Annotated in this window: 10 protein-coding genes and 1 tRNA gene; 5 read left to right on the forward strand and 6 right to left on the reverse strand. The window is 43.1% G+C overall.

Going from position 1 to position 12,857, the window contains the following annotated elements; genetic code table 11:
* Positions 1–240: 240 nt before the first annotated feature.
* From dnaE to ACFQ3Q_RS03595, 4 genes are all read left to right on the forward strand, one after another.
* On the forward strand, positions 241–4,629 hold the full coding sequence (gene dnaE / locus ACFQ3Q_RS03580; RefSeq protein WP_380742988.1) for a DNA polymerase III subunit alpha: 4,389 nt from the start codon (positions 241–243) through the stop codon (positions 4,627–4,629).
* A gap of 257 nt (positions 4,630–4,886) precedes the next feature.
* Positions 4,887–5,204, forward strand: coding sequence for a thioredoxin (gene trxA, locus ACFQ3Q_RS03585; protein ID WP_380742990.1), 318 nt, complete (start codon positions 4,887–4,889; stop codon positions 5,202–5,204).
* 133 nt (positions 5,205–5,337) lie between these two features.
* The gene (locus ACFQ3Q_RS03590) at positions 5,338–6,270 is read left to right on the forward strand and encodes a DUF58 domain-containing protein (RefSeq protein ID WP_380742992.1); all 933 of its coding nucleotides are present in this window, start codon (positions 5,338–5,340) and stop codon (positions 6,268–6,270) included.
* 83 nt (positions 6,271–6,353) lie between these two features.
* Positions 6,354–6,427 (forward strand) — tRNA-Asp (locus tag ACFQ3Q_RS03595).
* Between the two features lie 230 nt (positions 6,428–6,657).
* Here ACFQ3Q_RS03595 and ACFQ3Q_RS03600 read toward each other — a convergent pair.
* The 3 genes from ACFQ3Q_RS03600 to ACFQ3Q_RS03610 all read right to left on the reverse strand — a co-directional run bounded on the left by ACFQ3Q_RS03600 (position 6,658) and on the right by ACFQ3Q_RS03610 (position 8,499).
* Positions 6,658–7,080 (reverse strand): hypothetical protein, encoded by a 423-nt coding sequence (locus ACFQ3Q_RS03600; protein WP_380742994.1) that lies wholly within the window; start codon positions 7,078–7,080, stop codon positions 6,658–6,660.
* Position 7,081: 1 nt separating this feature from the next.
* Positions 7,082–7,633, reverse strand: a complete 552-nt coding sequence (locus ACFQ3Q_RS03605) for a hypothetical protein (protein ID WP_380742996.1) — start codon at positions 7,631–7,633, stop codon at positions 7,082–7,084.
* Between the two features lie 65 nt (positions 7,634–7,698).
* Positions 7,699–8,499 (reverse strand): response regulator transcription factor, encoded by an 801-nt coding sequence (locus tag ACFQ3Q_RS03610; RefSeq protein ID WP_380742998.1) that lies wholly within the window; start codon positions 8,497–8,499, stop codon positions 7,699–7,701.
* A gap of 748 nt (positions 8,500–9,247) precedes the next feature.
* On the opposite strand from ACFQ3Q_RS03610, the gene ACFQ3Q_RS03615 reads away from it, so the two are divergent.
* Positions 9,248–9,727, forward strand: a complete 480-nt coding sequence (locus ACFQ3Q_RS03615; protein ID WP_380743000.1) for an ArsI/CadI family heavy metal resistance metalloenzyme — start codon at positions 9,248–9,250, stop codon at positions 9,725–9,727.
* A gap of 61 nt (positions 9,728–9,788) precedes the next feature.
* On the opposite strand, the gene ACFQ3Q_RS03620 is transcribed toward ACFQ3Q_RS03615, so the two are convergent.
* The 3 genes from ACFQ3Q_RS03620 to ACFQ3Q_RS03630 all read right to left on the reverse strand — a co-directional run bounded on the left by ACFQ3Q_RS03620 (position 9,789) and on the right by ACFQ3Q_RS03630 (position 12,703).
* Entirely contained in the window at positions 9,789–10,745 is a 957-nt protein-coding gene (locus ACFQ3Q_RS03620) for a quinone oxidoreductase family protein (RefSeq protein ID WP_380743002.1), read from the reverse strand.
* Positions 10,746–11,048: 303 nt separating this feature from the next.
* Positions 11,049–11,654: a sigma-70 family RNA polymerase sigma factor gene (locus ACFQ3Q_RS03625; protein ID WP_380743004.1), complete on the reverse strand. Its 606-nt coding sequence runs from the start codon at positions 11,652–11,654 to the stop codon at positions 11,049–11,051.
* A gap of 164 nt (positions 11,655–11,818) precedes the next feature.
* Complete coding sequence (locus tag ACFQ3Q_RS03630) at positions 11,819–12,703, reverse strand: bile acid:sodium symporter family protein (RefSeq protein WP_380743007.1); 885 nt, start codon at positions 12,701–12,703, stop codon at positions 11,819–11,821.
* Positions 12,704–12,857 lie beyond the last annotated feature (154 nt).

Consider the following 12,857-nt stretch of genomic DNA (forward strand, 5'->3'; position numbering starts at 1 on the left):
TGCGAACTGATGTTTGATTGAAATAGTAGTAGTTTTAGTGTTCGTATCAGGCCTCACAAATAAGTGCTTCGGTAACTGTTTGTGAGGTTTTTTTGTGCTCTTTTTCGTCGTTAATAATTCCTTAAAACTTTCCTTTACAACGGCTGAAATAATACTTATTTTAGTCGCCCGGACAATGTTTTGTTCGTCCTGTTTTTAGTAGCCTCATTCCCAACTGGGAGCCTTAATAACCTTGACTGCATGTACTTAATTTTTGATACCGAAACCACCGGATTGCCTAAGCGCTGGAACGCACCTTTAACCGATTCAGATAACTGGCCACGATGCATACAAATAGCCTGGCAGTTACATGATGAAATGGGCAGGCTTATCGAAAGTCAGGATTACCTGGTGAAACCGGAAGGATTCAACATTCCTTATGATGCCGAGAAAGTACACGGCATTTCTACCGAGCTTGCAGAGGAAGAAGGTGTGGCTCTGCAGGAGGTGCTGGAGAAGTTTGAGATTGCACTCGGGAAGTCTAAATTCATAGTGGGTCAGAATGTAGGTTTTGATGTGAATATTATGGGTGCGGAGTTCCACCGTGAACGAATGGGAAATACGCTTCAGGAAAAACCGGTTCTGGATACCTGTACGGAGAAGACCGCTGAAATGTGCCGAATCCCGGGAGGCCGTGGAGGAAAATTTAAATTGCCAACTCTTACCGAACTACACGAGCATCTGTTTGGGGAAGCCTTTGGGGAAGCCCATAACGCTACTGCCGATGTTGAGGCTACTACACGCTGTTTTCTGGAACTGATAAGACAAAGGGTATACAGCCTGGAAGAACTTGATGTTCCTGCAGATTATTTCGAGAGTTTCTCAAGAGAGAATCCGCAGCCGATAGAACTTATCGGGTTAAAGCACATTAATCTTAAGAAAGCTTCCGAAAAAATAAGGAAAAGGATTCAGCAGCAACAGCCTTCTGATGAGATTACGACCGAAGAGATCGAGGAGAATCTTGAAAAACTTGATGAGGTTCCTTTTGCACATTTACATAATCATTCCCAGTTCTCAGTATTGCAATCTACCATTAGTATAAAAGATCTGGTTGATGCCGCGGCGGAAGAAAATATGCCGGCAGTGGCCCTGACCGATCACGCGAATATGATGGGAGCTTTTCATTTCGTAAAAGAGGTGGGAGCTTATAATAAATCGGTAAAAGAAAAGAACGAAGCTGCGCTTGCGGAAGGGAAACCGGCAGAAGCCAAAGAACTGAAAGCTATTGTGGGGTGTGAGTTCTTTGTTTGTGAGAATCATAAAGACAAAAGCCGAAAGGATAACGGATATCAGATCGTGATGCTCGCCAAAAACAAGAAGGGCTATCACAACCTGGCAAAACTGTCCTCTATAGCCTATACTGATGGGTTCTATTATGTGCCTCGTATAGATAAGGAGGTAATTAAGCAATATAAGGAAGATCTGATTGTACTCACCGGAAACCTTTACGGGGAAGTGCCAAGCAAGGTGCTGAATGTTGGAGAAAAGCAGGCAGAAGAAGCTTTGCTGTGGTGGAAAGAAGAGTTCGGGGAAGACCTGTATATTGAGATTATGCGTCACGACCAGGAAGATGAAAACAGGGTGAACGAGGTGCTGGTCAATTTTTCGAAGAAACATGATGTAAAGCTGGTCGCATCCAACAACACCTATTACTGGAAACAGGAAGACGCCAATGCTCACGATATTCTGCTTTGTGTTAAGGATGGGGAGAAACAGGCGACACCTATAGGAAGAGGGCGCGGATACAGGTACGGGCTTCCAAACCAGGAATATTATTTTAAGTCAGCCGAAGAAATGAAAGATCTCTTTAAGGATCTTCCGGATGCCATTTCGAATATTAAAGAAGTTATAGATAAGGTCGAGCCATTTGAACTTGCCCGTGATGTCCTGCTTCCTGCGTTTACCATTCCTGAGAAATTCCTGGTGGAAGAAGATAATGAAGATGGCGGAAAAAGAGGGGAGAATGCTTACCTAAAGCATATCACCTATGAAGGTGCGAAAAAGCGTTACGGGGAGATCACTCCGGATATTAAAGAAAGGCTGGACTTTGAGCTGTCGGTAATTGAAAATACAGGATACCCGGGGTACTTCCTTATTGTAGAAGACTTTATAAGGGAAGCCAGGAATATGGATGTTTCGGTGGGGCCGGGAAGGGGTTCTGCAGCCGGTTCGGCGGTGGCTTATTGTCTTGGGATCACCAATATCGACCCTATTAAATATGATCTCCTGTTTGAGCGTTTTCTGAATCCGGATCGTGTGAGTATGCCCGATATCGATATTGACTTTGATGATGAAGGGCGTAGCCGTGTTATGGATTATGTGATCGAAAAATACGGGGCCAACCAGGTGGCGCAAATCATCACTTACGGTACTATGGCGGCTAAATCCTCGATCAGGGATACGGCAAGGGTTCTGGATCTTCCGCTGAGTGAAGCCGACAGAATCGCGAAACTTATCCCGAACACCAAGCTCGGGAAGATCTTCTCTATGGACGAGAAAGCAATAAAGAGCAAGTTCAGAAGCGAAGAGGTAGAAAAAATAAACGAATTACTCAATATATCGGAAGGGAACGACCTGGAGGCGCAAACCGTCAACCAGGCGCGGGTGTTGGAAGGATCGGTTAGAAATACCGGAATTCACGCCTGTGGGGTGATCATTACCCCGAGTGATATCACCAACTATGTGCCGGTATCTGTAGCTAAGGATTCAGATCTTTATGTGACGCAGTTCGATAACTCGGTAGTGGAAAACGCAGGGCTGCTAAAAATGGACTTCCTGGGGCTGAAGACCCTTACCCTTATAAAGGATACGGTGAAGATCGTAAAAGGAAGACACAATATAGATCTTGACCCGGATAGTTTCCCTCTTGATGATGAAGAGACCTACAAGCTTTTTCAGAGAGGGGAAACGGTAGGGATATTCCAGTACGAATCTCCGGGAATGCAGAAGCACATGAAGGATCTGAAGCCAACGGTTTTTGATGACCTTATTGCGATGAACGCCTTGTACCGTCCCGGACCAATGGAATATATCCCGAGTTTTATTGCACGTAAACACGGGGAAGAGGAGATAGTATATGACCTTCCCGATATGGAAGAGTATCTGCAGGAAACCTACGGGATCACAGTATACCAGGAGCAGGTGATGCTGCTTTCCCAGAAACTCGCAGGTTTTTCCAAGGGTGAAGCCGATATGCTGCGTAAAGCGATGGGGAAAAAGATCTTTGCTTTACTGGAACAATTAAAACCGAAATTCCTTGACGGAGGGGAAGAAAAAGGCCACCCGAGAGAGGTGCTTGAGAAGATATGGAAAGACTGGGAAGCTTTTGCCTCTTATGCATTTAACAAATCTCACTCTACCTGTTATGCCTGGATCGCCTACCAGACGGCTTACCTGAAAGCCCATTATCCTGCCGAATATATGGCTGCCGTGCTTTCCAATAATATGAATGACATCAAGCAGGTGACCTTCTTTATGGAAGAGTGTAAGCGAATGAAACTGGATGTATTGGGGCCTGATGTAAACGAATCTTACTATAAATTCTCCGTAAATAAAGATTATGCTGTTCGTTTTGGAATGGGAGCGATTAAAGGAGTTGGAGCAGGAGCCGTGGCGACCATTGTTGAAAACAGGAAGACCGAGGCGGGACCATACCGCTCCATTTTCGATATGGCAAAACGTATAGATTTGCGTGCTGCAAATAAAAAGGCTTTTGAGAACCTTGCGCTTGCCGGAGGTTTTGATGGCTTTGGGGGCACCCACCGTGCCCAGTATTTCCACGATGAAGGGGACGGATTGAGCTTTCTCGAAAAGGTGATAAAATACGCCGCGAAATTCCAGGAAAACCAGAATTCTTCACAGGTAAGCCTTTTCGGCGAAGCCAGTGAAGTGCAGATCCCGGAGCCTACCGTGCCGCCTTGTGAAGAATGGGGTACCATGGAGAAACTAAGAAGGGAGCGGGAAGTGGTAGGAGTCTATATTTCGGGCCACCCGCTGGACGATTTTAAATTTGAGATGCAGTATTTCTGTAACGGCTCTCTTGCCGATTTTGAAGATCTTGAGAAGATAGTTAACCGTGAGATTTCCTTTGGCGGGGTGATTAGCGATGTGCAGCATCGTACCTCGAAAATGGGAAAAGGCTGGGCGGCTTTTACGGTTGAAGATTATACAAATACCTATGAGTTCAGGATGTTTGGGGAAGAGTATCTTAAATTCAGGCATTTTCTGGTGTCAAACTCCTTTGTGCATATCAAGGCTTTTATAAAAGAAGGCTGGACCAATAAAGAGACAGGGAAGAAAGGAGAACCCAGAATTCAGTTCAACACATTCCAGTTGCTGCACGATGTGATGGATACTTATGCCAAGAAATTAACTATTCAGTTAGATATAAACGATCTGCACGAAGAACGGATCTCCTTGTTGAAAGATGTCTTCAGAACGCACCGCGGGGACCATAAACTGAACTTTGTGGTGTATGAGATGAAAGAGCAGGTGAAACTGCATATGCCCAGCCGAAAACAGAAGGTAAAGATCTCACAGGAGTTACTGGAAACCCTGGAAGCAGAGCAGGTGGTTTATAAGCTCAATTAGAGGTGATTTCCCTGTTGGAAATGAGCTGTTGAGCAGAGCTGAATTTTTACGGGCAGGGATTGAGGCGAGCTACCCCGCCTGACCGCTGGAAGGCGTGTAGCGCCGAAAGCCCGGTCGCAGCGCAGCGCAGGGCCCGCCGCATAAAACCACACAATGTGGGCATAACTAAATATAATACCTTGATTGTAAGGAAAGCAAAAATATTTGACTAATTTTACGCATTGTTGAAAAAAATAAGAATTTAAAACAGATACATTATGGCTATTGAAATAACTGATGCAACTTTTGAAGAACAAGTGTTGAAAAGCGAGAAACCAGTAATGGTTGATTTTTGGGCTGCGTGGTGCGGACCTTGTAGAATGGTTGGACCGATCATAGACGAGATCAGCCAGGAATATGACGGGAAAGCGGTAGTTGGAAAACTTGATGTTGACGCTAACCAGGAATTCGCTGCTAAATACGGAGTTAGAAACATCCCTACGGTGCTTATTTTCCAAAACGGAGAGGTAGTAGGTCGTCAGGTAGGTGTTGCTCCAAAGAACACTTATGCGGAAGCACTTAATGAGTTGCTATAGTACGTAGCAAAAACATATTCCTTTAAAGGAGAAAAGAAAAAGGCCCGGTGAATTCCGGGTCTTTTTTTGCTTAAATATTTCTGATGGCTTAAAAAATAGTATTTTTAGTAATTCGGATAAATTTTGACCCGGGATGGATCTTCAACAGGAAATACATAAAGGCGGTGGTTTTACCAATCTCGACCTGCTTGCCAGACAGGTGGTGGAGGGGTATATCTCCGGAATTCATAAGAGCCCCTTTCACGGGTTCTCTGCTGAATTTGCCGAACATAAGATCTACAATAACGGGGAAAGCACCAAGCATATCGACTGGAAGCTCTTTGCCAAGACCGATAAACTCTACACCAAACGTTACGAAGAGGAGACTAACCTAAGGTGCCATTTTATAATCGATAATTCGGCTTCCATGCATTACCCGAAAATGGGAAGGCAAAGCATAGATTCTCTGAACAAGATCGGATTTTCTGCATTGGCTACGGCCGGAATTATGCAGATCCTGAAGCGTCAGCGCGATGCTATGGGGCTTAGCATCTATAGCGATGAATTCGAATTCTACGCACCTGAAAAAGGAAGCGAGAGGCACTATTATATGCTGATAAACGCCCTGAACGAAATGAGCGAACGGAAGGTGCAGCAAAAAAGTACCAACACTTATAAGTTTTTGCATCAGATCGCGGAGAAGCTGAAGCGGCGCTCACTGGTATTCCTGTTTACCGATATGTTCCAGGCCGACGCCGAAGAGGCTGAGCTTTTTGAGGCCTTAAGGCATCTTAAATACAATAAACATGAAGTGGTGCTTTTTCATGTGACCGATAAAAAGAGGGAGCTTAGCTTTGAATTTGATAACCGGCCCCGCAGGTTCACCGATGTGGAGACCGGGGAACAGATCGATCTTTTTTCAGATAATATCAGGGAAAATTACCGGGAAGCACTTGAAAAATATGTTTCTGCTCTCAAGCTGGAATGTGCGAAATATAAGATAAGCTATGTGGCGGCAGATGTGCAGGAGAAATTCGATAGAATTCTCACAGCATATATGATTGAAAGACAAAAGTTTGGCGGGTAGCCGAAAAAATAGATGAAAATTTCTGAAAAAAAGGTTTGTGTAATTTAAAAAGGGTGGTATATTTGCCCTCGCAATAACGCAACGGTCTGGTAGTTCAGTTGGTTAGAATACCTGCCTGTCACGCAGGGGGTCGCGAGTTCGAGTCTCGTCCAGACCGCAAAATTGCAGAAGAAAGCTCCTCTATTTGGGGGGCTTTTTTTGGCGCCAAAGATTAGTTGTGTTGTTTGTCCCAAGAGATTGGGATGTGTAGTTAGCCCTTGAAATTCCTGCCTTTGCAGGAAGCTTTGGCTAACCAATGAGAAGCTTTTTTCCATTGAATTGGAAAGAGGCTTTTTTTGTTTTTAGACTGAAAGAATTCCGGGTTAAAGTTCTGGAGAAATAAATCCCCTATTTTTTATGCCGTAGTTCCTTTAGCTTTTTCAGCGGTTTTTTCCTGGCGATTATAGCCATACTCAGGGAAACCAAGAGCGAGATCGCGGCAGTGGTTCCAAGGCCTCCGCCATACCCGTCAAAATATTCACTGCTGTTTACAAAGAGAACCGAAAAAATGATGCCCGAAAGGCCTAACAGCAGGTAGCTGGAAAGTATCTTCGAAGAGACCATCCCGATAAAACTGGCCCCGATAAAGACTAAGGGAATATTCCTGGTGAGGTATGTTGAAAGGAGATCGGGGACAAAATAAAAGAAGAGCCCTACCATCAAAGACAGAAGTGACGATGCCCGCACTGCTCCCTGTTTAAGCCTGTTATTTACCACGTAGGTCGCAATGGCTGAAACAATTCCCGTTATTATAAGTATCACTGTTTCCATATCAAAAGACCAGATAAATTATAGCTGAACTCAGTGCTACCCCGCCGAAGGCTATGGTGCCCAGTTTTCCGCCAAATCCGTTAAAGATGTTTTTAGCCAGGAGGAGAAAACTCCCCGCGAGGAAACCTGAGAAAATTATAAAACTAAGATTCCCTGCCACCGAAGGAGCCGTCATCCCAACAAATGCACCGCAATAAACCGCGGCGGGGAACTCTGCAATAATTCCTTGTTTCTTCTTTTTTAAAACTGAAGGCAGGAAAGAAGCGATAGTTCCGGTTGCCCCGGCGGCGATCACCGGCCCAAAGTCCAGGTTAATGAAATATGATATCACCGCTCCCAGCACCACAAAAAATATCAGGAAAACATCCTTGATGAAGAATTCTTCTTCTTGGCGCGGAGAATTATAATAAGCCAGGCTGAGCAAGGCCGATAGTAATAGCAGAAAGCCCAGAAGCAAAGGGGTATCGAATTTCTCGAAGAAGATAGAAAACAGGAAAATGAATTGCAGCAGGATAAAAATGAAAAATGCCAGCCTTCGGAATATTCTAATCATAACAGGTCGCAAAACTAAGGAATTCTAACCTGAAAAAATAAACTCAGCTGTGCCTGGAAATCCTTTTAAATTACCAGTCCTGCCATAATACTTTTCGAGATGAGCTCTGCTGTATTGGCGCAATTACTTTTCTTAAGGATGTTTCTGCGATGCGTTTTAACCGTATGACTGGAAAGAAAAAGATTACTTGCGATCATATCGGCACTGTAGCCGGAGGCGAGTAACCTGATAATCTCCTTTTCCCTGCCTGAAAGATCTTCCAGGAAACACCTTGTTTCTTTGTTGGCCAGCTCAGGGCTGAATCTTTTCTGGTCTGCATCAATGCTTAAATAGGATTCGCCTCCGTCAATATTTATAAAGGATACATCTTTATTACTGGAGTTTGTGATATGAGAAATATCGGTATGAATGCTGAAGATATGCTGTGGTACTCCATTATCATCCAGAGATAAGGGTATGGCCTGAAGGAGCATTACCTTGCGATCTTCATTGTGATTTTGTAACTCGTAAGAATAGATCACTTTATAACTTGTTATATCTTCTCTTTTTATGAACCTACCGAAAAAGTCTTTGATCACCAGTTCCTTTTTTTCAAGGGTCGCTACTTCCCGCGGAAGCGCCTGCTGGAGGAGTTGCTCCATTTTTACATCTTCTGGACAAAAGCCTGTTATTTGCTCAACCTCCTCAGAAATATAATCCAGTTCCAGGTTATGCATATTCAGAATATAGAAATAAGATAACCCGGGGGAAAAGATCTTGGCTATGCGCTTAAACTCTTCAGAAATTTCATAAGAGTTGTATTTGGTGATCTTTGAAGAATATTCCTTTCGCCATAATTCGGCAATACTTCTGTAGTCTTTATCCATTGGATGATAAATTTTTAGTATTGATTTTCAAAAATGGCAGGGCGAAAAACAGATGGAATTTAATGAAAATTTTCGATTCAGTTTTATTGAAATCTGTTTTTAAGATGCTTAGGGTTCTAAATTTATTTGCATAAAACTGTAAAAACCGGACCTTTTATTTTACCTACAAATAGGTATTGCCGTACTCCTAAATGCATTATAGCTTTATTTTCAGCTTCTCATCACACTTTTTCAGGAATCTTAATCATTCTAATTATGAAACGAATTTTGAAAATCTCATTATTTGCGTTGGGGCTATTGTGGTGGGAAGCTTTTTTACAATGAACTAATGATGATGAAAAAAGCTGAAACTCTGTCCATTTGGTCTTAAGATATGTACTGGTTTCCTTCCGGGCCGACTTTCAGTTTAGTATTATAATTAATTGGGGGTAGAAATGAAGTCTCTTTTCTTTGGGGAAGGAGGCTCTTTCTATTTTAGGAAGTTACCTGTTTTGAAAATATCCTTTATATAACAAAGGGATAAACTTCTAAAGCCTATCCCTTTGCTGTCAAATTTTTAAATGAAACTAATCACCTAAAAACGACAGTATAAATATAGGATCAATTCTCTGTAATTAAAAACAGTTTTTTGAATTCTGACGAAGCCTGGGTGGAAACCCCTATGATTTTTTTAAATAATCCTGCATCTTTTTTGGGTCTGTAGTGTCTTGATAGTGAAGAAGATTAATAACTTAAAAACTATCAGATTATGAAAACCTTTCATGTTCACATAAGAGTAAAGAGTTTAGAAGAGAGTATAAATTTCTACACTGCGATGTTCGCCAAAAAACCTTCGGTTCAAAAAGCCGATTACGCCAAATGGATGCTGGAAGATCCTAAGATTAATTTTGCGATCTCCAACGGTCATCAGGAAACAGGAATTGAGCACCTGGGAATACAAACCGAAAGCGAAGACGAGTTACAGGAAGTCTACAGAAATCTTGAGGCGGCCAAAGGAGAGATATTTGAAGAAGGCGATTGTGCCTGCTGCTATTCAAAAAGCCAGAAATCCTGGATCACCGATCCGCAGGGTGTAGACTGGGAAGCATTCTATACCTATGGAGAATCTACCCTTTATGGAGAAGGCAGAAACGCCAGGCCTGCTCCTGAAAAAATGGAAAACTGGGAAGAGAATGAGGCGAAGGCAGTCACTAAAGGTGAAAGTTGTGACGGTAGCTGTGAAGCTTAATCTTTGAACTGGTAAAAAAAGGGCATCCCGCGGGATGCCCTTTTTTGTATAAACTTATCCGTTAAGGAATAAGAATTACTTTTCCTGAACTTTTTCCCCATTCCAGGTATTCGTGTGCTTTTCGTCCTTCTTCAAGTTTAAAGATCACCGGTTCTTTGAGCTTTAATTCTCCTTTTTTCAACAGGCTGAACAACCTGCCTGCTTTTTCCCGTCTATCCTCTGCAGTTTTAATGTGCCCCCAAAGATCGCCACCGGTTAGGCTGAGACTGCGGTCCATAAGGTACCTCGGGTCAACCGGGTCCGGATCTCCGCCACTCATTCCATAGAAAATAGTGGTTCCGCGTTCTTTGGTAACTTCCATAGAGTCTTTGAGCGTAACCCCCACGCTGTCGTAAACGGCATCCGCTCCTGCGTTGTTACTGATCTTCATCACCTCTTCTTTCCAGTGGTTGTCAAGAAGCACGGCATAGTCTGCGCTCTCCGAAATAATTTTCAGTTTTTCCGGTTTACGGCTTAACCCGATCACCCTGGCTTTCCTGATTTTTGCGAGCTGGGTAAGGACCTGACCCACCCCACCGGCAGCGGCATGTACAACAACCAGGTCATTTTCTTTAATGGGGTAACTGGCTTCGGCAAGATATTGCGCGGTTAGCCCCTGCAATAATATGCCTGCAGCGTTCTGAAACGTGATGCCTTTGGGAAGAGGGATCAGTTTCTCTTCGGGGGCCACCACCAGTTCTGCATTGGTATGGGGGACATCGGCCAGTCCAACCCGGTCTCCGACCCTGAAGTTCTCTGAATTGCTTTGTCTGATGATCCCGGCACCTTCATAACCCGCCAGGAATGGCGGTTCTCCCTCCAGATGATAGTTGCCTTTCCTTCTGTATATATCGGCATAATTAAGGCCAATAGCCTTCATCTCTACCAATACCTCTCCATTTTCCGGTTCGGGATCGGGCATATCTATATATTCCATTACTTCGGGGCCTCCGAATTTTGAGAATGTCAGTGCTTTCATGTTCTTGATTTTTGTGGTTTTCCTCACTGCTCCTTAAAGATAGACAGGGAACTTTTTAAAATATTAAAGGTCCTGAAATATTTTTCAGGACCTGAAAGTGTCGAAATTCGAAATGAGTCAAATATGCTTTAAACTTTATACAGCACCCAATATTTATTGAGTTTCGGTAAATGTTTTCGCAATTTATCTTCAATTTTCCGGGAAACGGAACTGGCTTTCCGGGTTGGTTTTACATTTTTTGAACAATCCATAATAATGATTTTAGAGATTCCTAAAAGACTCATTATCAGGACTGCTCCGGGTTCAAAAAGATGCAGGATTTTCAAGATTTTTTACATGTTCCTGCAGGGGCGGGCAGGTGCCTTTAATATTAAAGGCGGTAAGGTTCCCGTTCCTGTCTACTTCTATATGAAAGCAATCGGTGATCTTTTCTTTCAGCATTTTTCTGCCACGCTGAATCCTGCTTTTGGTGGCGGTTAGAGTCAGGCCCAGGGCATCTGCTACTTCTTGTTGTTTGAGTCCCTTAATATCAGACATTTCCAGGGGTCTTCTGTACTTTTCAGGCAGTAAACCAATAAGGGGAGCAATGAACTCTCCGGCCTCTTTATAAAGCAGGTCTTCATCTTCCTGCCTGATGTCCTTAGGCATTTCGGTGGTCTTTTTCCGCTTTTTAAAATAATCCATACAGGTATTATAGGCTATCTGGAACAGCCAGGAACGAACGTTCCTGATCCCTCTTCCGGAACAACAAGATGAGTAGACCTTCATAAGTACCTCGTGAGAGAGCCCGTTGGCAGTGTCTTCGTCTTTTACAAACTTGAAAATATAGTTCCTGAGGGCATCTTTATAATCGAGCCATACCTCTGAAATATCCTTATACTTATTAAGTTGTCTTTCCTTGTTTTCCATAATATCTTAGGCTGAATTGTTTCCGAAACTCTTCTGTTTTAAACCTTGTTTTAAACAGGACTCAAAAAGCTCCAAAAAGATGCAGGATTTTTTGAACTTTTTTGGAAGATCGGGTTCAGCCAATTAAAAATACTAATTTCCTTTTCTAAAAGATAATCCGGCAGTTAATTTTCAGTGGCTGTTTTTGTTCCGTATTGTTTTAAGAAAAGAGCGATCCCGAAAGTGCTGAGAAGTGAAAAACTACTGTAAAGGATTGCGATAAGGCTTAGCTTGTCATTGCTTAAAAGTTCATTGCTTATATAAAGCGCCAGCACACTGTTCTGAAGTCCCATTTCAATGGCTATGGTGTAGGCAGTTTTGTGTTTTAACTTTAGTTTCTGAGCCGTAAAGAAACCGATGAGCATCGTTAAAATATTCAGGATGATCAAAGGGATCAGCAAATGAGCATTTTCGAGATACCTGATGTCCTGGTTGGAATTGTCGAAAAAGACCACAATAATGAATGCCAGGAGCATAATTCCTGGGAGAATATAGTTGAGAGGCTTGTGAAAGCTCTCCCTGGTTTTATCCGAAACCATTTCACTTACGGCAATACCACCTAATACCGGAAAAACAACGGTGAGCAGGATCTCTTTCATAGTCTCCCAGAATCCTAAGTCTACCTGCTGACTCTCCTGTGCAAACAGATCAAAGCTTAAAGTGACCACAAAGGGAATGGTAAAAAGGATAAGGAAACTGTTGAAGGCGGTGAGTGTAATTGAAAGCGGAACCCTTCCTTTTAAAACCTTCGCGACCAGGTTGGAAGCCGTACCGCCGGGACAGGCAGCAATAAGCATAATCCCCACTTTGTAAACTGGATCTATAGGCCAGAAATAGACCAGGACCAGCGCTGTTAAGGGCAGTAATATGATCTGGCTTGCCAGCCCAATGATCACCGATTTAGGGTAGAAGAAAACCCTTCTGAAGTCTTTAAAGCGTAATTCCAGGCCTATCCCGAACATTATGATACCAATGGAAAGCGGCATAACCAAATCGGCGAGTTCTTGCATAGGCTGAAATTTTAAGGGCTTTCTGTCTAATTTTTTCGGAAGTTAATTTAATTAGTCGAGAAATGCCCAAAGTGCAATTATTTTCCTATTTCGACCTTGAGGAGCTTGTCTTTATTGGCACTCCTTTTTTCCGGGAATTTCCTTACTTTCCGGT

This window comes from Salegentibacter chungangensis (assembly GCF_042678405.1).
In the GTDB taxonomy this organism is placed as follows: domain Bacteria; phylum Bacteroidota; class Bacteroidia; order Flavobacteriales; family Flavobacteriaceae; genus Salegentibacter_A; species Salegentibacter_A chungangensis.